This is a genomic window from Bacillus sp. UNC322MFChir4.1 (assembly GCF_000746135.1).
Lineage (GTDB): Bacteria > Bacillota > Bacilli > Bacillales > Bacillaceae_G > Bacillus_A.
Map to the genome: position 1 here is coordinate 23,443 of NZ_JQKQ01000011.1, position 24,800 is coordinate 48,242.

26 protein-coding genes are annotated in these 24,800 nt (G+C 38.7%); 5 read left to right on the forward strand and 21 right to left on the reverse strand.

The features are described 5' to 3' along the window. Positions 1-135 precede the first annotated feature (135 nt). Complete coding sequence (gene clpP, locus BR72_RS04320; RefSeq protein WP_020061713.1) at positions 136-717, forward strand: ATP-dependent Clp endopeptidase proteolytic subunit ClpP; 582 nt, start codon at positions 136-138, stop codon at positions 715-717. A gap of 167 nt (positions 718-884) precedes the next feature. On the opposite strand, the gene BR72_RS04325 is transcribed toward clpP, so the two are convergent. From BR72_RS04325 to uvrB, 15 genes are all read right to left on the reverse strand, one after another. Continuing rightward, positions 885-1,142, reverse strand: a complete 258-nt coding sequence (locus BR72_RS04325) for an HPr family phosphocarrier protein (RefSeq protein ID WP_035430471.1) — start codon at positions 1,140-1,142, stop codon at positions 885-887. A gap of 21 nt (positions 1,143-1,163) precedes the next feature. After that, positions 1,164-2,114 (reverse strand): DNA-binding protein WhiA, encoded by a 951-nt coding sequence (whiA, locus tag BR72_RS04330; protein ID WP_035430472.1) that lies wholly within the window; start codon positions 2,112-2,114, stop codon positions 1,164-1,166. A gap of 86 nt (positions 2,115-2,200) precedes the next feature. Next, positions 2,201-3,154, reverse strand: a complete 954-nt coding sequence (locus tag BR72_RS04335; protein WP_035430474.1) for a gluconeogenesis factor YvcK family protein — start codon at positions 3,152-3,154, stop codon at positions 2,201-2,203. Between the two features lie 3 nt (positions 3,155-3,157). Then, positions 3,158-4,039, reverse strand: coding sequence for an RNase adapter RapZ (gene rapZ, locus BR72_RS04340; RefSeq protein WP_035430475.1), 882 nt, complete (start codon positions 4,037-4,039; stop codon positions 3,158-3,160). An 18-nt stretch (positions 4,040-4,057) separates the two neighbouring features. After that, the gene (locus BR72_RS04345) at positions 4,058-4,516 is read right to left on the reverse strand and encodes an NUDIX hydrolase (RefSeq protein WP_028411235.1); all 459 of its coding nucleotides are present in this window, start codon (positions 4,514-4,516) and stop codon (positions 4,058-4,060) included. A 673-nt stretch (positions 4,517-5,189) separates the two neighbouring features. Next, a complete protein-coding gene (gene trxB, locus BR72_RS04350; RefSeq protein WP_090998051.1) occupies positions 5,190-6,149 on the reverse strand; it encodes a thioredoxin-disulfide reductase in 960 nt (319 codons plus the stop codon). Between the two features lie 222 nt (positions 6,150-6,371). After that, complete coding sequence (locus BR72_RS04355) at positions 6,372-7,883, reverse strand: tetratricopeptide repeat protein (protein WP_035430479.1); 1,512 nt, start codon at positions 7,881-7,883, stop codon at positions 6,372-6,374. Between the two features lie 121 nt (positions 7,884-8,004). Then, entirely contained in the window at positions 8,005-8,517 is a 513-nt protein-coding gene (locus tag BR72_RS04360; RefSeq protein ID WP_035430669.1) for an acyltransferase, read from the reverse strand. A 15-nt stretch (positions 8,518-8,532) separates the two neighbouring features. Next, entirely contained in the window at positions 8,533-9,168 is a 636-nt protein-coding gene (gene ppaX / locus BR72_RS04365; protein WP_035430481.1) for a pyrophosphatase PpaX, read from the reverse strand. Positions 9,169-9,442: 274 nt separating this feature from the next. Next, a complete protein-coding gene (gene lgt, locus BR72_RS04370; protein WP_035430483.1) occupies positions 9,443-10,255 on the reverse strand; it encodes a prolipoprotein diacylglyceryl transferase in 813 nt (270 codons plus the stop codon). 46 nt (positions 10,256-10,301) lie between these two features. Beyond that, a complete protein-coding gene (hprK, locus tag BR72_RS04375; RefSeq protein ID WP_035430485.1) occupies positions 10,302-11,231 on the reverse strand; it encodes an HPr(Ser) kinase/phosphatase in 930 nt (309 codons plus the stop codon). Between the two features lie 170 nt (positions 11,232-11,401). Beyond that, positions 11,402-11,776 (reverse strand): phage holin family protein, encoded by a 375-nt coding sequence (locus BR72_RS04380; protein ID WP_035430486.1) that lies wholly within the window; start codon positions 11,774-11,776, stop codon positions 11,402-11,404. A gap of 300 nt (positions 11,777-12,076) precedes the next feature. Beyond that, on the reverse strand, positions 12,077-12,388 hold the full coding sequence (locus BR72_RS04385; protein ID WP_035430487.1) for a magnetosome magnetite crystal formation protein family: 312 nt from the start codon (positions 12,386-12,388) through the stop codon (positions 12,077-12,079). Between the two features lie 74 nt (positions 12,389-12,462). Further along, positions 12,463-15,333 carry an excinuclease ABC subunit UvrA gene (uvrA, locus tag BR72_RS04390; protein WP_035430488.1) on the reverse strand — a complete coding sequence of 957 codons (2,871 nt, stop codon included), beginning with the start codon at positions 15,331-15,333 and terminating at the stop codon, positions 12,463-12,465. Between the two features lie 5 nt (positions 15,334-15,338). Further along, positions 15,339-17,321, reverse strand: coding sequence for an excinuclease ABC subunit UvrB (gene uvrB, locus BR72_RS04395; RefSeq protein WP_035430489.1), 1,983 nt, complete (start codon positions 17,319-17,321; stop codon positions 15,339-15,341). A gap of 256 nt (positions 17,322-17,577) precedes the next feature. On the opposite strand from uvrB, the gene BR72_RS04400 reads away from it, so the two are divergent. Continuing rightward, positions 17,578-18,987: a branched-chain amino acid transporter BcaP gene (locus tag BR72_RS04400; RefSeq protein ID WP_035430490.1), complete on the forward strand. Its 1,410-nt coding sequence runs from the start codon at positions 17,578-17,580 to the stop codon at positions 18,985-18,987. A 341-nt stretch (positions 18,988-19,328) separates the two neighbouring features. Next, positions 19,329-19,736 (forward strand): hypothetical protein, encoded by a 408-nt coding sequence (locus tag BR72_RS04405; protein ID WP_035430670.1) that lies wholly within the window; start codon positions 19,329-19,331, stop codon positions 19,734-19,736. A gap of 20 nt (positions 19,737-19,756) precedes the next feature. On the opposite strand, the gene BR72_RS04410 is transcribed toward BR72_RS04405, so the two are convergent. The 6 genes from BR72_RS04410 to BR72_RS04435 all read right to left on the reverse strand — a co-directional run bounded on the left by BR72_RS04410 (position 19,757) and on the right by BR72_RS04435 (position 23,307). Beyond that, complete coding sequence (locus tag BR72_RS04410) at positions 19,757-20,371, reverse strand: hypothetical protein (RefSeq protein ID WP_035430492.1); 615 nt, start codon at positions 20,369-20,371, stop codon at positions 19,757-19,759. Beyond that, a complete protein-coding gene (locus tag BR72_RS04415; protein ID WP_035430493.1) occupies positions 20,368-21,129 on the reverse strand; it encodes a MerR family transcriptional regulator in 762 nt (253 codons plus the stop codon). Before BR72_RS04415 ends, BR72_RS04410 begins: the two co-directional genes overlap by 4 nt. Positions 21,130-21,241: 112 nt before the next feature. Further along, positions 21,242-21,466: a hypothetical protein gene (locus BR72_RS04420; RefSeq protein ID WP_035430671.1), complete on the reverse strand. Its 225-nt coding sequence runs from the start codon at positions 21,464-21,466 to the stop codon at positions 21,242-21,244. A gap of 113 nt (positions 21,467-21,579) precedes the next feature. Beyond that, the gene (locus tag BR72_RS04425; RefSeq protein WP_035430494.1) at positions 21,580-21,969 is read right to left on the reverse strand and encodes a hypothetical protein; all 390 of its coding nucleotides are present in this window, start codon (positions 21,967-21,969) and stop codon (positions 21,580-21,582) included. A gap of 10 nt (positions 21,970-21,979) precedes the next feature. After that, positions 21,980-22,177, reverse strand: a complete 198-nt coding sequence (locus tag BR72_RS04430; RefSeq protein WP_035430496.1) for a helix-turn-helix transcriptional regulator — start codon at positions 22,175-22,177, stop codon at positions 21,980-21,982. A 116-nt stretch (positions 22,178-22,293) separates the two neighbouring features. Further along, positions 22,294-23,307, reverse strand: coding sequence for a YeiH family protein (locus BR72_RS04435; protein ID WP_371261881.1), 1,014 nt, complete (start codon positions 23,305-23,307; stop codon positions 22,294-22,296). Positions 23,308-23,493: 186 nt separating this feature from the next. Between BR72_RS04435 and BR72_RS04440 the strand changes: the two genes are divergently transcribed. After that, a complete protein-coding gene (locus BR72_RS04440; protein WP_035430672.1) occupies positions 23,494-24,387 on the forward strand; it encodes a LysR family transcriptional regulator in 894 nt (297 codons plus the stop codon). A 50-nt stretch (positions 24,388-24,437) separates the two neighbouring features. Next, the gene (locus BR72_RS04445; RefSeq protein ID WP_035430499.1) at positions 24,438-24,797 is read left to right on the forward strand and encodes a MerR family transcriptional regulator; all 360 of its coding nucleotides are present in this window, start codon (positions 24,438-24,440) and stop codon (positions 24,795-24,797) included. Positions 24,798-24,800 lie beyond the last annotated feature (3 nt).

Below are 24,800 nucleotides of genomic sequence, written 5' to 3' on the forward strand. Positions count from 1 at the left end.
AAGGGAATTCCTTATTTATAGCGAATTAACATGATACAACTACATATTTTTTGAAACTGAAGTGGTTTTGTTTGACCTTTATTGACCATAATTGTATTATAAAATTAACAAATGTGTTAAAGGAGGAAGTTACACATGAATTTAATTCCTACAGTTATTGAACAAACAAATCGCGGGGAACGTGCTTACGATATTTACTCTCGTTTATTAAAAGACCGCATCATCATGCTTGGTAGCGCAATTGATGACAACGTAGCAAACTCAATCGTTTCTCAGCTTTTATTCTTAGAATCACAAGACCCAGAAAAGGATATTCATATATACATCAACAGTCCTGGTGGATCTATTACAGCTGGTATGGCAATTTACGATACAATGCAATTCATTAAACCAAACGTATCTACAATTTGTATCGGTATGGCTGCATCTATGGGTGCTTTCTTACTTGCAGCTGGTGAAAAAGGAAAACGTTTCGCTCTTCCAAACAGTGAAGTTATGATTCACCAACCACTTGGCGGCGCACAAGGACAAGCGACAGAAATCGAAATCGCTGCAAAACGTATCCTATTCTTACGTGATAAACTAAACAAAATTCTTGCTGAGCGTACAGGTCAAGACTTAGAAGTAATCGAGCGCGACACAGAACGCGACAACTTCATGACAGCAGAAAAAGCGCTAGAATACGGCTTAATCGATAAAATCTTTACAAATCGCTAATCGCTTATAGAAAAGAGCTATCATTCCTGATAGCTCTTTTTCATTTATCAGCGACTCGGCACAATTTATCGGCGACTCGACACGATTTAAAGACCCCTCGACCACATTCGACACGCGGCGAGTAGCCCAGCCACAATAAAAAGCTATCGCACATTCGCGATAGCTTTTTATTGTTCTTTTTGTACATAAGCAACAAGTGCTGCTAATGCTTCTGTCTCATCTGATCCTTCTGTCGTAATTGTAACTTCACATCCAGATCCAACAGCTAAGCTCATAATCCCCATAATACTTTTAGCATTGACCGTTTTCCCGTCTTTTTCCATAAAAATATCAGCTTGAAAACGATTTGCCTCTTGTACAAACAACGCCGCCGGACGTGCTTGTAATCCAGTCTTCAACCGTACCTCTACCAGTTTTTGAACCACTGTTCCATTCCCCTTTGCCCTTTATTTTTTTATAACCGCTTCACCGGCGCGTAATTTCTCTGCAATGTCATCAATTTTACGCAAACGATGATTGATCCCCGATTTACTAATGTTTCCCCCAGATACCATTTCTCCTAATTCTTTCAATGTAACATCTTGATAATTGATACGTAGTTCTGCGATTTCACGTAATTTATCTGGTAAAAAGTCAAGTCCAACAGTCTCTTCAATATAACGAATGTTTTCAATCTGTCTTAAAGCTGCACCAATCGTTTTATTTAAGTTTGCTGTTTCACAATTCACAAGACGATTTACAGAATTACGCATATCACGCACAATCCGAATATCTTCAAACTTTAAAAGAGCACTATGAGCACCAATAATATTTAAGAATTCGGTAATCTTTTCCGCTTCCTTTAAATACGTAATGTACCCTTTTCGTCTTTCTAACGTTTTACTATTTAACATAAACTCATTCATAAGTTCACATATCGCATCATTGTGCTCCTGGTATAACGAGAAAACTTCTAAATGATACGACGATGTTTCTGGATTATTTACAGAACCACCCGCTAAAAATGCACCGCGTAAGTACGAACGTTTACAACACTTTTTCTCAATTAATTCTTGTGAAATATCGCGAATAAACGAAAAGTCTTCTCGCACAATGTGTAAATCGGATAAAATTTCACGCGCTCTTTCAACTAAACGAACGATGTACACATTATTTTTCTTTAAGCGCATTTTCTTACGCACAAGTAGTTCAACTGTCACGTTATATCCTTTTTTCAATAATGTATAGATTCTCCGCGCAATCGCTGCATTTTCCGTTTGAATGTCAATGATTACACGGCGGTTTGAAAAGGAGAGTGAACCGTTCATACGAAGCAATGCTGACAACTCTGCCTTCTCACAGCATTCCTTCATCGTAAGCTTTGTTAGCTCCTTCTTTGTTTCTGATGCAAAGGACAACCGTTTCACCTCCTATTAATGATCATTACTACCCTAAATGAATTTGTAGCGTTACCTCAAAGAAGTAACGCTTTATAGCTTACAAGTTATATTAATGAATATAAAATCGAAGCTAGCTTTATCGTATCATGACGCACAACTTTATCATCATACTTTGCCAAACAACCTTTAATCAACTTAATATTATGCGCAGCAAAACGTTCTTCATCGATCTCAACTGGCTCCGACATTTCTTTTGCATAGCGTCCTAATAATTGAGATGGGATTGATTCATCGTTAACGATTGCTGTATCGATAAACGCTTCTCCAAGATGATCATGCAATGCTTTCACATGGTCAAACGCTGTATATCCCATTGTTTCACCAGCTTGAGTCATAACATTACAAACATATGCTTTCTTCGCTTTTGCCTGAAGTACTGCCTCACCGATTTTTTTCACCATTAAATTCGGCAAAATGCTCGTATACAAACTTCCTGGTCCAAATAAAAGTAAATCAGCTCTTTGAATTTCCATTAACGTTTCATGAAGCGGCTCTACTTCCCCCGGTGTTAAAAAGACACGGTTAATTTTTTTCCCGTAATACGGAATTTTCGATTCCCCGCTTACAATTTGACCATCTTCCAATTCCGCATGCAAAACAACACTTTGATTTGCAGCTGGAAGTACACGTCCTCTCACATTTAACACTTTACTCGTTTCCGTAATCGCATGAAAGAAATCACCTGTAATAGCTGTCATTCCAGCTAACAATAAATTTCCAAGCGCATGTCCTGTTAATCCTTCTCCTGATGTAAAGCGATGCTGAAATAACAACTCCACCAAAGGCTCTACATCAGACAACGCAACCAGCACGTTACGAATATCTCCAGGAGGCGGGATTTTTAACTCATCACGGAGCCTTCCAGAACTTCCCCCATCATCAGCGACCGTTACAATCGCTGTAATATCAACAGGATACGTTTTTAAACCGCGAAGCAAAACGGATAGACCCGTTCCACCTCCCATAATAACGATTTTTGGTTTCCCCTCTTTTCCCATCTCTTAATGTCCCTTTCTCTTCTCCACATCACGATGAGATACATGCGTTGTATACTCTTGCTTTAAATATTTCGTTAAATATTCTGCAAGTGTAACGGATCGATGTTGCCCACCTGTACATCCAATCGCAATAACAAGCTGACTTTTCCCTTCGCGTTTATAATGCGGAAGCATAAAGGAAATAAGGTCAGTTAACTTCTCTAAAAACTTGTGCGTTTCATTAAATTTAAGCACATATGACGATACTTCCTCATCAAGACCTGTTAATGGCTTCATATGTGGAATATAGTATGGATTTGGTAAAAAACGAACATCAAATACTAAATCAGCATCAATTGGAATACCATATTTGAATCCAAATGACATCACATTTACACGAAATGCTTGTTCACCCTCAGTTGAGAATAATTGAATAATCTTTTCTCTTAACTCTTTCGGCTTTAATTCTGATGTATCAAGTACAATATTCGCACGCGCCTTCATATCTGTTAATAATGAACGCTCTGCTTCTATTCCTTTTAACGGAAGACCCGTTGGAGCAAGTGGATGTGAACGCCTTGTTTCTTTATAACGAGTCACAAGTGTACTATCTTTTGCATCTAAGAATAAAATATGCGGTATAATCCATGTACGTTCTGTTAAATCATCAAGCGCTCCCCATAAGTGATCAAAGAACTCTCGTCCACGTAAATCAATACCGAGCGCTACTTTATTCATTTTACCTTTCGAGTCTGCCATTAATTCAACAAACTTTGGCAACAACATCGGCGGTAAATTATCCACACAAAAATATCCTAGATCTTCGAAACTTTGTAAGGCAACTGTTTTCCCGGCTCCAGACATTCCTGTAATAATAACCATTTTAATATCATTATGCGCATCCATCATATCACCCCTCATGGTTTAACTCGGATCTAATCGATACGAAAGCAATTCAAAATCTGGTGTATATACAAATGTACCGTAAATAATACCATTTCCTTTAATTAAATAATCAATAATATGATAATCTCCCGGTGCCATTGGCAACTCATCAATCTTATCAAATGTATGCCAGCCTATTATCCCTTCTTCGCTTTGCAGTTTATTTTCTCCTGCAAAGTCTGTCGCTAAGAAAGAAAACATCATCCATTCAGAAACAACCTTGTCTCCTTCTTGGATTACGAAAGTGAAGACACCTTTTAATGCTGGGTTTTTCAAATAAATACCCGTTTCTTCGCGATATTCGCGAACAACCGATTCTCTTACTGTCTCCCCGCGCTCCATTTTTCCCCCTGGAGCAACCCACCAATTTCGACGAGGCTTTTGTAATAGAAGAACTTCATTATCCTTAATTAACACACAGTTCGTCACTCTTTGCAAACTTCTTCACCTCAGCTACTAACGGAGAAATCCCCATTATATACTTCCTTCATTATACTATCAAATACAGTTTGTCACAACGAAGGAACCCCAGTCGTTTCCTCCCTTTGTTTCAAGCCCTGAACGTGGCAAAAATAAGCCCTGAACGCTTCTTTACACGGCTAGTCACTCTCGCCCATCTAAAAGTTTTCTCAACCTACAAGTCACTGCCACGCTAAACAAAACATAACCTCCAACTTGCATCGTCTTTTTGTTTCAAACTCCGCACGTGGCACAAAAAGGCCCTGAACCCATCTTTACACAACCAGTCACTCTCGCCCATCTAAAAGTTTTCTCAACCTACAAGTCACTGCCACGCTAAACAAAACATAGCCTCCACTTGCATCGTCTTTTTGTTTCAAACTCCGCATGTGGCACAAAAAGGCCCTGAACGCTACTATGCACGACCAGTCGCTCTCGCCCCCCCCTTAAAAAAAGTAGGTTTTAACCTTTTACAAACAAAAAAATAAGTGACTAAGGACTACCCCTCAATCACTTATTTCTTACTAAAATATGATACAATCGCAAATCCAAAATTAAATGTAATAATAGAAACTACAGCCGATATATCGAAAAAAGCGCCGATAAATGAAAAAGAAGTTACCTCAGTAAGGTAACTTCTCTTCTTGAATTATTATTTTTCTTCTTTTAATTCTTCTACTAGGCATTCCACGTAATGCTGTGCACTTTGCGCTGCAATACTTCCATCACCTGTTGCTGTTACAATTTGGCGAAGCATTTTTTCACGAATATCACCAGCTGCGAAAATACCAGGAACTTTTGTTTCCATACGTTCATTTGTTTCAATATAGCCATTTTCATTTGTAATACCTAATTCTACAAATGGTTTAGAAAGTGGTAACATACCAACATAAACAAACACACCGTCTGTTTTGAACTCTTGCTCTTCCCCACTGTTTACATCTACAAGCGTTACGCTGCCTACTTTTCCATTTGCTTCATTAATTTCTTTTACAGTGTGATTCCAAATGAAATCAACTTTTTCATTTTGGAAAGCACGGTCCTGTAAAATCTTTTGTGCACGCAATTGATCACGACGATGAACAACTGTTACTTTCGTTGCAAAGCGCGTTAAATACACACCTTCTTCAACAGCTGAGTCGCCGCCACCAACAACAACAAGCTCTTTTCCTTTAAAGAATGCACCGTCACATACTGCGCAGTATGATACGCCGCGTCCGCCAAGTTCTTTCTCGCCTGGCACACCAATTTTCTTATATTCCGCACCGCTTGCTACAATAATTGCACGTGCTTTATATTCTTTCTTTCCAGCGATTATAGTTTTATACTCTTTTCCATCAATAACTTGTTTTACATCACCATATGCATATTCTGCACCGAATTTCTTCGCATGTTCAAACATTTTATTTGATAAATCCGGCCCTAAAATATGGTCATAACCCGGATAGTTTTCTACTTCTTCTGTATTTGCCATTTGTCCGCCTGGAATACCGCGTTCTAGCATTAACGTACTTAAATTTGATCGAGATGTATACACAGCTGCTGTCATTCCTGCTGGACCAGCTCCGATAATAATTACATCATAAATTTTTTCTTCTGCCATAGTCTTCATCTCCTGTTCATAACGACCTTTTCATACCCTCATTATACTGCCGGCAATGTTTTTTTCCCAATGATTTGCTCGCTCTTACCCCGCTATTCGCGGGCAGTAACCTTCCACCTCAAGATTCAGAGGAAAAGCGAAGCAGAGAAGCGGGAGAATAACTGCCCGTAAAAGCCCGATTGGTGAGGGCTAACCATCAGTGAGAAAGGCGTCACTGATGGAAGTTTCACTTTACGCATGCACACTTCTTACCGCTTGCACATACTTTCGTACAGTTGCTACTGATACATTATATATATTCCCTAGTTCTACCTGCGTCAACTTATCGTGACATTCACCTCTTACAATATATTCAACTGCCGCTGACCAACCATATACATTTGTAAACACCGTTCCGCTCGTGTATAAGCGTATAAATGTACAAAACCAAAGGTATAGACACTCTTCAATCAGCTCATCATCTTTTTTTGTATAGTTGTATAAAGCATCAGCAATATGAATACATTGTTCAAACGGCTGAAGCTCTTGTGGGATACTTTTATGACTATTTATTAAAAAGAAATAGTGCGCGAGCTGTGATACGATTGGAACACGCTTAGGAGATTGCATCACATCAAAGAAAAAGCCGATTTTCTCTGGTGTCGTCAGCTCATTCATTAAATATAAAGCCAGCATTTGTTCTTCTAACGTTTCACTTTGCTGAAATGATTGCTGCAGTTCTTGAAATAAAATATTTTGGCCTTCATCTGCTAAATTAATAGCATTCCAAGGCTCTTTTCCTTTTTTATCAGGATGTAATTCCACCACGTGTGCCCACATTTTCTCTGCTGTTTGTTCATCGTTTACCATGTAAGCAGAATATGCAAACCAATAATAAAAACTAACATCACCTTCATAGCCTTGACGTTTTAAAACTTTTAACCATTTATATGCACTTTCAAAACGACCAATTGTCGCAAATGTTGTCCCTAGTTTTACACGATGTTCAAACGACATCGGATACACCGTCTCCAGTTGCTCTGCTAACTTTTCTACTTGCTTATATTCTCCAATAGAATATAGAAAAATAAGCGTATTACATAACGCATGAATATTCCCTGGATTCTTCTCTAAAATGAGCTCAGTCATTTTCAATGCTTGATCAACATTACCAAGCTGAAAATGAGCAATCGCTAAATTATTATGTGCCGACCAAAATTCCGGATATTCCGTTATAACTCCTTCAAGCGTAGCAATTGCCTCTTCTAATTGACCATTCCGAATATAATGATTTGCTTGCTCTTGCATCACAATTAGTCCATCTTCATCTTCTAATTCCGGTGCATCTATTTCTTCTTCTTCGATAATCTCTAAAAGTTCCATCGTCTCTGCAATAAATTCTTTATCCGTCGCAATTTCTAAATAACGCTCTGCATACTTTTTCGCTTGTTGGAATAGACCAAGATACGCATAATTATTTGCCATAAAATAATAGCATTCTTCTATTCGTTCACCCGTACGAACGATTTGCAATAAAATTTGATTCGATTCGTGATACTCTCCCGCTTCTGATAATGCCGTTGCTAATTGACATAAAATAAACGGCTCTTTCTGACTTTGTGCCGCTCTTTTGAAATATTTAATTGCATCATCTAAATGATGATTGCGATAAGCCTTCATTCCTTTATCATAAAAGAAATCGGCTAATTGATTAAAAGCAATTACTTGTCCGTTATCTTTATGAACTTCTTGATTTTTCCCCATAGAGCCTCCATTATTTCATTCTTCTATCTATAAGTATAAACGATTCTTCTAAAAACAAAACAGTATATTATACGCAATTATTTCCTTTTCATTCTCGAAAAGAAAAGGAAATGTTACATTTTTAACATTTCCCTTCTCTCGCTGCCATTTCCTCTTTCGTATAAATAACACGCATCGGATTTCCACCAACGAAAGCACCGCTCGGTACATCACGATGAACAAGTGTACCCGCGGAAACAATCGCTCCGTCTCCAATGACAATACCCGGTAAAATCGTCGAATTTGCTCCAATCATGACTTCGTCTCCAATTCTAATTTCACCAAGGCGATATTCTGTAATTAAATATTCATGAGCTAATAATGTTGTATTATAACCAATTATCGAATTACGCCCAACCGTAATTTTCTCTGGAAACATAATATCAGGCATAGCCATCAAAGCAAAAGAAGTTTGCTCACCAACTTGCATGCGCAAAAATGTGCGATATAACCAATTTTTCATCCGTAAAAACGGAGTATAACGCGCAATTTGAATGATAATGAAGTTTTTCATCACTTTCCAAAATGAAACGGTCTTATATACGTTCCATAATGAATTTGCTCCTGACACAGGGTAGCGTGTTGTCCGTCGCACCATGCTCTCTCCTTGTCAGCCTAAGATCGTTAACAAATCACTCATTTTTTCTAACATATAATCCGGTTTATAAGACTCTAAATATTCGCGTCCTTTAACTGTCCATGCAACCGCTGCTGTCTTCACGCCAGCATTTTGCCCACCAACAATATCGTGATGATTATCCCCTACCATTAACGCTTCTTCCGGCTTTGCTTCTAATAATTGCAGCGCTTTTTGAATCGGTTCTGGATGTGGCTTCACATGCTCTACATCATCAATTGTCACCACAACATCAAAAAACTGTTTTAATTTCGATAGTTTTAATCCCATTTCAACAGTTTTGCGCGCCTTCGTTGTTACAATCCCAACTTTATAACCTTTCTTTCGCAAATCCTGCACCGTCTCATACACTGTTTCATACTCTTCTACTAGCTCATCATGATGTTCATGATTAAAATCACGATAACATTGGATGAGTTCTTCCACTCGGTTTTCGTCAATCTTACTGAATGTATCGTGCAATGATGGACCAATAAACGGCAGTACATCTTCACGCTGATACTGATTTGGATAGTACTTTTCTAAAGTATATAAAAATGAAGAAATAATAAGTTCGTTCGTATTAATCAACGTTCCATCCAAATCAAATAACACTGTATTGATGTTCATCTTTTCCACGTCCTTAGTTGTTTGTATGATAAAGTGAAACTTCCATTCGAAGTCGCTTTTCCTTCGAATGGTTAGCCCGCCCAATCGGGTTCTTACAAGCAGTTCCTCTTCTCGCATTTCCTTTTGCGCTTACTGCTTGTTAGAGCGGGATCAAGTAAAACTTCCATCAGCGCTTTTTTCCGCTGATGGAAAGCCCGCAAATAGCGGGATATGAAAAGAAGCAGCGCCGTATATATGACGCTACTTTTTCTGAATTATCTCTGAAGTTCTATCATTATTTTTCTGCATATCGTTTATCCGCATACCCCATTTTTCGTCTCACAACAACAAAAATGATAGAGACGAGAATTAAGACAATGGAGACAACCTGCGCAATGCGAAGCGGACCAAGCATTAAGCTATCTGTGCGCAATCCTTCTACAAAGAAACGACCGATGGAGTACCAAGTTAAATAGATAAAGAATAGTTCTCCGCGGCGCAAATTTGCTCTCCGCAAAAATAGGAGTAAAATAACCCCAGCAAAATTCCACAGTGATTCATATAAAAATGTTGGATGGTAATATACGCCATCAATATACATTTGATTTATAATAAACTGCGGTAAATGCAAACTTTCAAGAAATTGACGCGTTACCTCACCGCCGTGAGCTTCTTGGTTCATAAAGTTGCCCCAGCGGCCAATCGCTTGTCCAAGCAAAATACTTGGTGCTGCAATATCTGCTAGCTTCCAAAAAGATAGCCCGCGTATTTTTGTAAATACCATTCCGGTAAGAACCGCACCAATTAATCCGCCATGAATCGCTAAACCACCTTGACGAATGTTAATAATTTGGCTTGGATTTTGGGAATAATAGTTCCATTCGAAAATAACATAGTATGCACGTGCACAAATGATTGCAATCGGCACTGCAATTAGGACCAAATCAATAAACGTATCTTTCGGAACACCGAGACGCTCTCCTTCGCGGGTTGCAAGCAATAATCCAAGCAACACAGCCGTACCAATAATGACACCGTACCAATAGATTGGAAACGGCCCAAGCTGAACTGCTACGCGATCAAGCTGCGGTACAGACCCTAACAGCATATTCTCTACTCCCCTTCTATTCCATTAATGGAAGTTTCACTTATATTTAATTTTGATCTCCTTGTTCAATCGCGCTCATAAGACGATCTGAAAATTGTTGCGCTGCATTGACGCCCATACGTTTTAAACGGTAGTTCATCGCTGCTACTTCAATAATGACAGCTAAGTTTCGACCTGGTCGTACTGGAAGAGTAATCTTTGTAATCTCTGTATCAATAATTTTCATTTTTTCTTCATCTAAGCCAAGGCGGTCGTAATTTTTCTTTTGATCCCAAATCTCAAGATTAATCACAAGTGTAATACGTTTATGATTACGCACTGCACCTGCACCAAATAACGTCATTACGTTAATAATGCCAAGTCCACGAATTTCAAGTAAATGCTCAATTAACTCCGGTGAACTCCCGACTAGTGTATCGTCATCTTCTTGGCGAATTTCTACACTATCATCAGCGACAAGACGATGTCCGCGCTTCACAAGCTCAAGTGCTGTTTCGCTTTTCCCGACACCACTTTGTCCTGTAATCATTACACCGACGCCGTAAATATCAACTAATACACCATGAATAGCTGTTGTTGGCGCCAATTTACTTTCTAAATAATTCGTCAAACGACTCGATAAACGTGTTGTTTTTAACGGTGAACATAATATCGGCACACCCGTCTGACGAGATGCTTGCATTAACTCCTCTGGCACATCTTCACCGCGCGTTACGATAATGCACGGTGTTTCTTCTGTACAAAGCGCTTGCATGCGCATTTTCTTCTGTTCTTCTGTTAATGTATCAAAAAACGTAAGCTCCGTTTTCCCAAGAAGCTGCACACGATCAGCTGGATAATATGTGAAAAATCCTGCCATTTCAATTCCAGGTCGTGATAAATCACTCGTATCAATTGGACGGTGAATTCCTTCCTCACCACTTACTAATTCTAAATGAAAATGTTCAATTAAATCTTTCGTTCGAACTTTTGGCATATGTAAACCTCCACGTTGCGGAATGTATCTAGGCAGCGGACTACCATTCTACCCGCTATTGTACCATTTTTTTCTTAAAACAAGAAATACGGTTTCTTTTGAAAAAGAAAAAACATTTCACGCTGTGCGCAAAATGTTTTACGTTTTGTCGGATACTTTCTACCATCCGATTATTTTTTCTCATATAACGGTTCAATAATCACTTTTTCAATTAACATATTTAAAATCGAAATAAAGATCGCTGCCATAATCGCTGCGCCAAATCCAGATAAATTAAATGCATCACCAAGTAACGAATCCGTAATTTTTAGCGTAATCGCATTAATAACGATTAAGAAGAAACCAAATGTTAACACAGTAATTGGCAAGGTAATTAAAATTAATAACGGTTTAACAAATACATTTAAAAGAGACAAAATAACGCTCGCAATTACTGCTGTTTGTATATTCGCTATTTCAAACGCACCTGGTGCAAATATTTTGAGAAGACCTGATACAACGATTAGCACAATACTATTTACAATAAGTGATATAACCCATCTCATGTTCTTTACACTTCCTTTTCACTAGGGACACTGAATATCTAAACTACATATATAAATACAAATTGAAAAAACGACATAAAACTCCTCTTTTTAAGGAAGGACCTTATCCTGCCACATGCCAAGTTTGAAACAAAAAGAACAAGCTAGTACCTGGCATATTATATTCTGCATAGTAGCGATTCGTGTGTTAAAAAATCAAAGTGGATTTATATATACTAACAATAATACGTTAACTACGCCAAAAATACCAAGAACAAATACAATGAAGCCACCTATCAGATTCTTCTTTCGGAAAATCATTTACTCATTGACAAGCAATTGTACACCCTTCACAATATTCCAGATGAAAATAACAAGGTTTACTAATCCGAATAACAACAGTGCAATAAGTACCATTACACCAATTTGTTCTGGTGTGTTCATCACAAATCCAAGTAGAAAAACGAAAAATATACAAAAGAACGGTAGTAAATGGGAAATGAAAGCTTTCTTTGCATGAAATTTCACTTCTTCATGAGGAACAACAAAATACACAATGATCGGAAATAATAACGGAGACACAAAAATACTGAAATAACAACAAGAGGCTAACACTTTTTCAGTAGAATCCACATCCTCATCCCCCTTGGATGTATATAACAGAAAACATGTAACAGAAAGGCACCGCCCCTCTGTTACATGTTCCTTTACTTTGTTAATTCTACTTCTTTCACTTTTTCTTTCATACGCGCTGTATCACGTTCTAAAACACCTTTTAAATACTTACCTGTGTAAGAACGCTCTTCTTTCACAACTTGCTCCGGCGTACCTGTGGCAACAATTTGCCCGCCTTTATCTCCGCCTTCAGGACCAAGGTCAATCAAATAATCTGCCGTTTTAATAACATCTAAGTTATGTTCAATAACGAGTACCGTTTCACCATTTTCAACAAGGCGCTGCAGTACTTTTAATAGACGAGCAATATCATGTGCATGAAGCCCTGTTGTCGGTTCATCTAAAATATACAACGTGCGGCCTGTTGAACGGCGGTGCAGCTCAGATGCTAACTTCACGCGCTGTGCTTCTCCGCCTGATAACGTTGTTGCCGGTTGACCGAGCTTCATATAACCAAGCCCTACATCCACAAGCGTTTGGAGCTTACGTTTAATTTTCGGGATATTCGCAAAGAACTCTACCCCATCTTCAATTGTCATCTCTAGCACTTCAGAAATGTTTTTATCTTTATATTTTACTTCCAATGTTTCACGATTATAACGTTTTCCATGACAAACTTCACATGGAACGTACACATCTGGTAAGAAATGCATTTCAATTTTAATAATTCCATCACCGCGGCACGCTTCGCAGCGACCACCTTTCACGTTAAAACTAAAGCGTCCTTTTTGATAACCGCGCACCTTTGCTTCATTCGTTTGCGCAAACACATCACGAATATCATCAAATACACCTGTATATGTCGCCGGGTTAGATCGCGGTGTACGTCCAATTGGTGATTGATCAATATCAATTACCTTATCTAAATGATCCAGGCCTTTAATTTCCTTATGCATACCAGGCTTACTTTTCGATTTATATAATTTTTGAGCCACTGCTTTATATAGCACTTCATTAATTAATGTACTTTTCCCTGAACCAGATACACCCGTTACCGCAACAAATGTACCAAGCGGGAATGACATCTTCGCATTTTTTAAGTTATTTTCCTTCGCTCCAATAACCTCAATCTTACGGCCATCACCTTTGCGGCGCTCTAGCGGAACTGGAATAAACTTTTTACCAGATAAATATTGTCCTGTTAACGAATTATCATCTTGCATCACTTCTTGCGGTGTCCCAGCTGCAACAACCTGTCCGCCGTGAATTCCTGCACCAGGGCCAATATCTAATAAATAGTCCGCGGCCATCATCGTATCATCATCATGCTCTACAACGATAAGCGTATTTCCTAAATCACGCATATTTTTCAATGTTTGAATTAAGCGCTCGTTATCACGCTGATGTAAACCGATTGAAGGTTCATCAAGAATATATAATACCCCTGTTAAGCTCGAACCAATTTGCGTTGCTAAGCGAATACGCTGCGCTTCTCCGCCTGATAACGTTCCAGCTGCACGGCTGAGCGTTAAATAATCAAGTCCCACGTTAATTAAGAAGCTAAGACGCTCTTTAATTTCACGCAAAACCAGCTTCGCAATACTTTGTTGCTTTTCCGTTAACTCAATATTTGTAAAGAATTCGTGTGCGTCTTGCACAGAAAACTGCGTCACTTCCGCAATCGTTTTCCCACCTACAAAAACAGCTAAAGTTTCCGGTTTCAAACGAGCGCCTTTACATTTTGGACAAGCTTGCTCCGCCATATATTTTTCCATTTGCTCACGAATATAATCAGAGCTCGTTTCTCGGTAACGGCGCTCAACATTAGGAATGACACCTTCAAAAATAATCTCGCCTTCCTTTACTTGACCAAAGTCGTTCACATAACGGAAATACACTTTTTCTTCTCCGCTTCCGTACAACACCTTTTCAAGCAATTGCTTCGGAATATCTTTTACTGGTACATCCATATCAACGCCATAATGATTACAAACAGACTTTAACAATTGCGGATAATATTGCGAGCTCGTCGATTCCCAAGGTGCGATTGCATGATCGTTTAATGATAAATCCCAGTTTGGAATAACCAAATCAAGATCTACTTCTAATTTTGAACCGAGACCATCACAAGACGGACACGCACCGAACGGACTGTTGAAAGAAAACATGCGCGGCTCAAGTTCACCAATAGAAAATCCGCAATACGGACAAGCATGATGCTCGCTAAACAGCAACTCTTCTTCTCCAATCACATCAATTAAAACGCGGCCTTCACCAAGCCTCAAAGCCGCTTCTAATGAATCGGCAAGGCGAGGAGCAATGCCTTCTTTCACCACAATCCGGTCAATGACAACTTCAATGGAATGTTTTTTATTTTTATCTAACGTAATTTCTTCGGATACATCAAGCATTTCTCCATCAACACGAACGCGGACATACCCTTGCTTTTTAATATCTTCTAATAGCTTCACATGCGCACCTTTACGACCTGACACAATCGGCGCGAGAACTTGTAGCTTTGTACGCTCTGGATACTCTAAAATACGATCCACCATTTGTTCAACTGTTTGCGATGTAATTTCAATGCCATGATTTGGACAAATCGGAGTCCCAATACGCGCAAATAATAAGCGTAAATAATCGTAAATCTCTGTCACCGTTCCAACTGTTGAACGCGGGTTACGGCTCGTCGTTTTTTGGTCAATGGAAATGGCCGGTGATAATCCTTCGATTGCATCGACATCTGGTTTATCCATTTGCCCTAAAAATTGTCGTGCATATGCCGATAGTGATTCTACGTACCGGCGCTGCCCTTCTGCATAAATCGTATCAAATGCTAACGACGATTTCCCTGAACCGGATAACCCCGTTACAACAACAAGCTGATTTCTTGGAATGGTGACATCTATATTTTTTAAGTTGTGAGCTCTCGCACCCTTTACAACGATAAAATCTTTACCCATTACCTTCACCCTTCTGCTTTTAATTCTAATAATAGATCGCGAAGCTCAGCTGCCCGCTCAAAATCAAGCGCTTTTGCAGCTTCTTTCATTTCCGCTTCCATTTTTGCAATTACATTTTCTCGTTCTTTTTTCGTCATTTTCTTAGAAGCTAGTGACGGCACTTCATATGTTTCGGTATCCTCCGCAGCCATCGTTGCCCGAATTACATCGCGCACCTCTTTTTGAATCGTTTTCGGTATAATGCCGTGCTTTTCATTATATGCTTCTTGAATTTGACGACGACGCTTCGTTTCTTCCATTGCAATTTCCATCGATTTTGTAATTCGGTCGGCATACATTACAACATGACCGTTTGCGTTACGAGCTGCACGGCCAATCGTCTGAATAAGCGAGCGCTCTGAACGAAGAAATCCTTCTTTATCTGCATCTAATATCGCTACGAGCGATACTTCAGGAATATCAAGCCCTTCACGAAGTAAGTTAATACCGACAAGTACATCGAACTTACCAAGGCGAAGATCACGAATAATTTCAATCCGCTCTAACGTTTTAATTTCAGAATGAAGATAGTTTACTTTAATCCCAACATCTTTCAAATAATCTGTTAAATCCTCTGACATTTTCTTCGTTAATGTCGTAATTAATACACGCTCATTTTTCGCAATTCGATCTTGGATTTCTCCTAGTAAATCATCAATTTGTCCTTCAATTGGCCTTACGTCAATTTTCGGATCTACTAGCCCTGTCGGACGAATAATTTGTTCCACCACTTCTGGTGAATGTTCAATTTCATATGGCCCCGGCGTCGCTGATACATACACAACTTGATTCGTTTTCTCTTCAAACTCTTCAAACTTAAGCGGTCTGTTATCTAGCGCTGATGGCAGACGGAATCCATGATCAACAAGCACTTGTTTCCGCGCTTTATCACCGTTGTACATCGCTCTTACTTGCGGCACTGATACATGCGACTCATCCATTACGATGAGAAAATCTTTAGGGAAATAATCTAACAATGTATATGGCGTTGAACCAGCCGGACGGAGCGTCAAATGACGGGAGTAGTTTTCAATCCCTGAACAAAAGCCCATCTCACGCATCATTTCTAAATCGTAACGTGTCCGCTGCTCGATCCGCTGCGCCTCTAACAATTTACCGTTATCATTTAATTCTTTTAAGCGTTCTTCTAACTCTTTTTCAATATTTTCAATAGCAACTTTCATTTTTTCATCGCGTGTAACGAAGTGAGATGCCGGAAAGATTGCCACATGTTCACGTTCTGCTAATACTTCCCCTGTTAATGCATTTACTTCCCTAATGCGATCAATTTCATCACCGAAAAATTCAATTCGGATACAATGCTCATCAAGAGATGCCGGGAAGATTTCAACTACATCACCGCGCACGCGAAACGTCCCGCGCTGGAAGTCAATATCATTACGGCCATACTGCACATCAACAAGTTCACGAAGCAATTGATTGCGATCTTTCTCCATACCAACGCGTAAAGAGACAACGAGCTCACTATATTCTTCTGGAGAACCTAAACCGTAAATACAAGACACACTCGCCACAATAATCACATCATCTCGTTCAAATAAAGCCGACGTCGCCGAGTGACGCAATTTATCAATTTCATCATTAATTTTTGCGTCTTTTTCAATAAATGTATCGGTTTGTGGTACATATGCTTCCGGTTGATAATAATCATAGTAACTAACAAAATATTCAACTGCATTGTTTGGAAAAAAATCTTTCAGCTCACTGTATAACTGTCCTGCTAACGTTTTATTATGAGCCATTACAAGTGTTGGCTTTTTCACTTCTTTAATAACATTTGAAATCGTAAATGTTTTACCCGTTCCTGTCGCGCCAAGCAACACTTGATGTTTCTTACCGTTTTTAATCCCCGCTACCAGCTTCTCTATCGCTTTTGGCTGATCACCTTGCGGGGAATATTCTGAGACAATTTCAAATTGATGTTCCAAATAAATCCGCCCTCCTCGTAAAAAATCTGTATTTTCATTTTACCACGAACTCCCATGAAAAAACCAAAAAAACGAACAAGTATTCGATAAACAATTCGACAAGAAACTAATTTTTTATATAGGTATAATTTTCTAAAAATTTTGTATTTACAACACCCATTTTTCATATTACAATACGTTTAAAGATTCGACATTATACGACAAATCGGAATTAAAGTTCAGAATATTTTAACAACTAGAGGGTGAGGGAGCTTATATGAATCTATTTCGAAAAAAATCAATTTCCGCACTGCTAGCGCAATCGCAGCAGAAAGGCGCTTCTTTAAAAAAGGAGCTAGGCGCATTTGATTTAACAATGTTAGGAGTCGGCGCCATTATCGGAACAGGAATCTTCGTTCTTACCGGCGTTGCAGCAGCAAAGCATGCCGGACCAGCACTTATTTTATCGTTCATTTTATCCGGCTTAGCCTGTGTATTTGCGGCATTATGTTATTCTGAATTTGCTTCAACTGTACCGGTATCAGGTAGTGCCTACACTTACAGCTATGCAACATTTGGAGAAATTATTGCATGGATTTTAGGGTGGGACTTAATTCTAGAATACGGATTGGCATCTTCAGCCGTTGCATCTGGCTGGTCTGGATACTTCCAAGGATTATTATCTGGATTTGGGTTTAAGTTGCCTCACGCCTTAACAAGCGCTTATAACCCAGCGGCTGGCACATACGTAGACGTACCAGCAATTTGTATTATTTTCATCATGACATTTTTATTAACAAGAGGCGCAAAAAAATCAGCTCGCTTCAATGCCATTATGGTAGCTATCAAAATATTTGTTGTTCTTCTATTCATCGGCGTTGGTGCTTTCTATGTAAAACCTGAGAACTGGACGCCATTCATGCCATTTGGCTTCTCTGGCGTAACAACTGGAGCAGCAACTGTATTCTTTGCTTATATCGGATTTGACGCTGTATCAACAGCTGCTGAAGAAGTTAAAAATCCACAGCGCAATATGCCAATTGGTATTATCGCTTCCTTAGCAATCTGTACAATCTTATATATTGTTGTTTCATTAGTATTAACAGGAATCGTTCCCTACAACCAATTAAATGTAAAGAACCCTGTTGCATATGCTTTGCAATATATTCATCAAGATTGGGTTGCCGGACTTATCTCTTTAGGAGCAATTGCTGGGATTACAACAGTATTACTTGTTATGCTATATGGACAAACTCGTTTATTTTACGCAATGAGCCGTGATGGCTTACTGCCAAAAGCGTTTTCTCGCGTAAACAAAAAAACACAAACGCCAGTCATGAACAGCTGGATTACAGCAGCTATGGTTGCTTTCTTTTCTGGATTTGTTCCACTAGACAAGCTAGCAGAATTAACAAACATCGGTACATTATTTGCATTCATCGTTGTATCAATCGGTGTTATCATCTTACGCAAAAAACAACCAGACCTGCCGCGTGCCTTTAAAGTACCATTCGTACCATTGGTTCCGATATTAGCAGTTCTCTTCTGCGGATATTTAACATTACAACTTCCAGCAACAACATGGATCGGCTTTGTCGTTTGGTTAATTATCGGATTAGTTGTATATTTCAGCTATGGTTATAAAAATAGTACGTTGAGAGATGGTCAAAAAGAAGACGTTGCTTAAAGTGAAACTTCCATTCAGAAATGCTTTTCCTCTGAATGGTTAGTTGAACCAATCGGGCCCTTACAGACGGTTTGTCTCTCTTCCTTGCCTAACTTCTTACCGGCTATTTGGGCAGGATAAAGTGAAACTTCCATTTTTATTTACCGCTTATTAGAGCGGGATAGCAAAGAAGCTGTTGTCCATTAAGGACAGCAGCTTCTTTTTATATTGACATACGTCAAATCCACATAGCTCAATCTTCAACTTAAACGAACAACTAGCTCGTCACGCATTGTCCACACGTGTTTTCTATTTAAGGAATACAATGTATCAAAAATAAAGAAAAGAGGTTTAATCCCAATATGCTTGATCATCATGACAAATTTAATGAAGAATCTCTTAAAGATGAATCAAATACTCCTAACTGTTTTGTTGAAAATCACATAATTGGATCAACAAACTCACCAGTACTAGTTCTCGTACCAGGAGACACTAGCCATCAACCTGTTTTGCAAGATTTTACTAGTAATCACAATAAAACATTACTTCAGTTGACTTCTGCCTCATTACAAGGTGAAGACCCTTTACCTTTAGCGGTGACCATTATAACCAAAAGCCCCCATAACCCTATTACTGCTATAATTACAGAAAGTACAAGAATATTTCATGTGGAAAACTTTAAAAGCTTAAGTGTCTCAAATACAAATTCTGCTCAAGCTGGATTGAATATATTTATCCAAGAAACGTTCTGTATCTGCCGTGAAGAATGAAGAAAAAACGAGATGTTACCTTAGCGCGAAAACATCTCGTTCTTTTTCTTTTTTGGAAAAATAACATAAGAGAGAGTAATAAGCGTATCTACACCGAAAACGAGTCTCCACACTTTACTTACACGATTCGCAGTTTCATTTAAAAATATATCGGCATCCCAGCTTGATATGTTTTCAAGAGGTACTAATCCATACAGAAAGAAAAACACAATGTGCACACCTGCAAATACAATAAAATGAGGTCCCCAATGCAATAATTCCTGCTTCGTATGTGCCCAGCCCGTTAATTCTACCGGTTCCTCTATCACTGGTAATGCTTCTCCCCGCCACTTTGCAATCATTCGTTGTATACGTAAATCTAACTTCCTTAAATCTTTCTTTCCGTAAAAAACAGCATACAATAAGATGATGACGATAATAATTTGAAATTGAGAAAACTCGCCTGTTTCATAATAATCAATGACACCTAACGTTAAAATAAATAATTCATTCAGCAATAATACAATCCCTACAATGAAACTTGCTTTACGCAGCTGAAAAGCATATCGTAACAGAAAGAAACTAATTGCTGCGCTCCAAAACACAATTTCAGCACCAATTAAAAATGCCCAGCGATATTCGGTTAGTAGATTCATTTTTTCTCCTCTCCCTCTATATACAACTCAAAAGCCTCATCCATATACTGCAGAAGCTCTTCTTCAATCGGATACATATTCATTCTTTTCGACTCTTCTTTTGACTTACGCACTTCCCACAATTTATCTAAAAATGATTCATCACCGTTGGCCATCTCCCGGCATTTCTCTAAAATGATTCCAGTAATTCCTTGTACTTCAGCATCACTTGGTGCTTTCTTCCTTTGCATAAACTGACGCATTCGTTTTAGTAAAAGAATCCACTCTTGTACTTCTTCATTTTGTTCACTCATGTTTGGCAAATTTTTAAGCAGGTGTTCTTCTTCCTGTGAAAATACGTGTTGCTGAAATTGCTGCCGCATGCGCGGGGACTGCTGTGAAAGCTGCATGAGCTCAAACATAATCCCCCAATTCAAGTCCCCTTCTAACTCTGTAGAATACAAAACAGCTTGCAGCATTTTCTCCATATGTGAAAACTTCTGCTGCTCTTCTCGCACGAACAACAACTGATTTTGCAAAACCTCTTTGAGATTTACACGCTCTGTTTCTAACATATTCGTAATTTCTTTTAATGCGAAGCCCATTTCTTTTAAAAACAAAATCTGCTGCAACTTCAATACATCACCTTCACTATATAATCGGTGTCCACCTTCCGTCTTTCCGCTTGGCTCTAACAAACCAATCTGATCATAATACCGAAGTGTCCTTACTGTAATACTTGTCTCCTTCGTTAATTGCTGAATAGAAATCATTTCCATCACCCTCTCATTTTTATTATAAAAGGTGACGTAACGTTAGTTTCAAGAGGTTTTATAAAAAAAGAACTGTCTACATCCAAGTTTGTGTAAACAGCTCTTATCGAAATTATTCTCATTCATCATCTTCAAGATTTTTCAGCTTTCGCTTCTCCCATGCACAAATGGCGAAAAAAATCGCACTACCAGTCACCATAATTGGGAACTCCCAGCCTGTTTTCCCCTTTGTTATCATGTCGTAAAATGTCCAAATTAACAGGCATGTTGCGTAAAACATAAAGGTGTATCTAGAGGCTTTTCCTGTTATGTGCCATTCGTATTCATCGACCCGTCTTTTCATGATCCATTTCTCCCTCAAAGTCATTATTCATTCTCTTAGATGCTATTAAATTCATTACATACATTACACATCATAATTTTTCAACATGTAACTCGCTACACTCGATCTCTTCTTTACGCTCGTTTTCCAAATGCCGTTGCAACAATAAAACTCCCAGCCATCAAAGCGCAGCAAATAAGAAACATTTCTTGTATCGGTAACGTTTCTCTACCGACCACTTTGCTTATACCAATGTAAAAAATGAGAATCATAAATGACATGATAAAAGAAATATTTAAGTATCTCTTTATATTGTCTTGTACCCGTTCATCAATCTCAGGAATTTCTTCACGTTCAAACTTTTTCTTTTTGTAATAAGCGTATAAAATCACCAATACCATCGCTAAAACATTACTCAGTAATACCGGTATCTTCGGTATAAAAGAATCCATCATAAATAATAAAATATCTCCTATAAGTAACCCTAAAAAAGTCCCTATGTATAATGATTTATAACTCCCCATCACACCCCCCCTATTCCAACGTAAAAATCTCCTCCACACTCACCTTAAAATACTTCGCAATCTTAAGTGACAACTCCAAGCTCGGATTGTAATGATGGTTTTCAATCGCAACAATAGTTTGGCGCGTCACTTGCATTGCTTTTGCCATCTCAACTTGCGTAATATGATTTTGTTTTCTTAATTCTTTAATTCTGTTTTGTACGCTCATAGAATTCACCTTCAAAAAGTAAAGATATCTTTACTTTTATTATAAATATTTTCCAAAATAAGTAAAGATATCTTTACAAAATTTCCAATAAAAAAAGAACTTGCTCAGCAAGTCCTCTACACAAAATGCAGCACATACAAAAGCGTATACCCAAGAACAGAAAGCAATACCGATCCAATTAATCCTGCAACAAATGCTTTCGTTCCGAGCTTACGGAATGTCTTAAACTCTACATTTAAACCAAGTCCAGCCATGGCCATTGCCATAAGCATATAGGCAACAACCACAATATCGCTTGCGATTTTTTCAGGTACAATTCCTAACGAGTGAAACGCACTCACTGCTAAGAAACCGAAAATAAACCACGGAATCGGAATGTCACGCCAAGATTTTTTTTGCCCCGTTTCTTCTCCGCGCTGAAACCATATGCCAATTAAAAGTGCCACAGGTACTAAAAAGGCAACGCGCGTTAACTTCATAATTACCGCAATATCAACCGACTGACTGCCACCAGGTGCTGCCGCTGCAATAACATGAGCAATTTCATGCAATGTTGCCCCAGAAAAAACACCATATCCATACGGAGACAAGTTAAGCACAGGATACAGCAGTGTATATGCTAATGTGAAAATTGTCCCTAAAATCGCAACGATCGCTGCACTAACTGCAACCTCTTCATCCTTTGCTTTTACTTGTGGACCAATCGCTATAACAGCTGCTGCCCCGCAAATCGCCGTTCCGCATGCAGTTAAAATACCAAGCTTCTTCTCTACTTTACAAAAACGTGTTAACGCATATACAACAGTAAGCGTAAATGTAATGACAATTGCAGCCATGACCAATACCTTTGGGCCAGCCTTCGCAATATCAACTAAATTTAATCGCATACCGAGTAAAATAATCCCGAGACGCAGTAGTTTTTTACTTGCAAAATTCGTTCCAGCAATTGCTTGATGCGGTACGCCAACTGCCGCTCTCCATATCATTCCGATTAGAATAGCAATAACCAATTGGCCCATAATACTTAAAAACGGAAGCTGAGCCAAATATTTTGCAACAATCGCGATCAGTAACGTAATCCCAATGCCCTGTGCGAATCCGAAACCCCTCTCCTTTTTTAACGCTATCATTTGATTCACTTTTCACCACTCCAATAACTATCTTGTAATATGCATGTTCGCTCTACCTTCATTATAAGAGCATTTTAATCATAAGTTTAATATCAATATACTATCTCAATCATCAAGAAAACTTATGATAAAATGAAAAGAAAAGCGGAGGCGGAGCTGGACAAAAAAACGAAAGGAATGATTCTCATCAACACCGACATTTTAAAAATTTTTGTAACAGTCGTAGAACAAAAACATTTTTCAAGAGCTGCTGAAATGTTGAACCTTTCCCAGCCAGGTGTAAGTATGCACATTCGCAATTTAGAAAATGAATTTGGTACAACGCTCATTCAGCGCTCACCAAAACACGTCCAAGTCACAGAAGCGGGAAACATTTTATACATACATGCAAAACAAATGCTGACACTGTACGAAGAAGCAAAACAAGAAATTAATGAACTTCATAATATCGTTACGGGAACACTGCGCATTGGCGCTAGTTTTACAATCGGAGAATACCTTCTTCCGAAAATATTAGCAAACTATGCAAAGGAACATCCACGCGTTGAAGTTCATACCTTTATCTCGAATACAGAAGAGGTATTACAGGGTGTTCGCTCGAATCAGCTAGATATTGGCTTAGTAGAAGGACAAGTCATCTACACAGATGTAGACGTAGAATCATTTATGGAGGATGAAATGAAGCTTGTCGTTCCGCCAAATCATCCTCTGACGATGACAAACCCGATTCAGACAAACATGCTACAAGATCAAGTATGGGTGCTCCGCGAAACCGGTTCAGGAACGAGAGCTTACAGCGACCGTTTTATTCACGACCATCATTTAAAAATGAAGCGTTACTTCACATTTAGCAGCATTCAAAGTGTAAAAGAAGCCGTTGCTGCCGGACTTGGCATTGCCATTCTATCAGACTGGACAGTGCGTAAAGAGTTGCAAGCTGGCGAAGTATGTCACATCCCTGTGCCAAACGAAAAGCTCATGCGCCCTTTCTCCATTGTACGGGGAAAATATTTTATTCCTTCTAAAGCGATTCAAGTCTTTTTAGATCATGTGCAAAACTTTGCGAATCAACATCGTTGACCTTTACACTAGTGTCAGGGTTTAAAATGTGAGATGAAGGAGTGATAGATTTGCGCATCGGAGAATTATCGAAACATACAGGCGTAAGCGAACGGTCACTACGGCATTACGAAGATAAAGGCTTACTGACTTCAAAACGACTTGCAAATGGCTATCGTGATTTTGATGAAACGACCATTGAGCAAGTAAAGCTTATTCAAATGTATTTACAACTTGGGCTAAATTTAGAAGAAACCGCTAGAATGCTGCGCTGTTTAGAAGTAGAGCCACACTTATACGATAACCCGTGCAGCAGTATCATCACACTTTACGAGGATAAGCTTACGGAAGTAAAAAAGCAGATTTCGTTACTTTCTCATATCGAAGCGAATTTACAAAAACACATTACGTTGCTAAAAGAAAGGAATTGATAT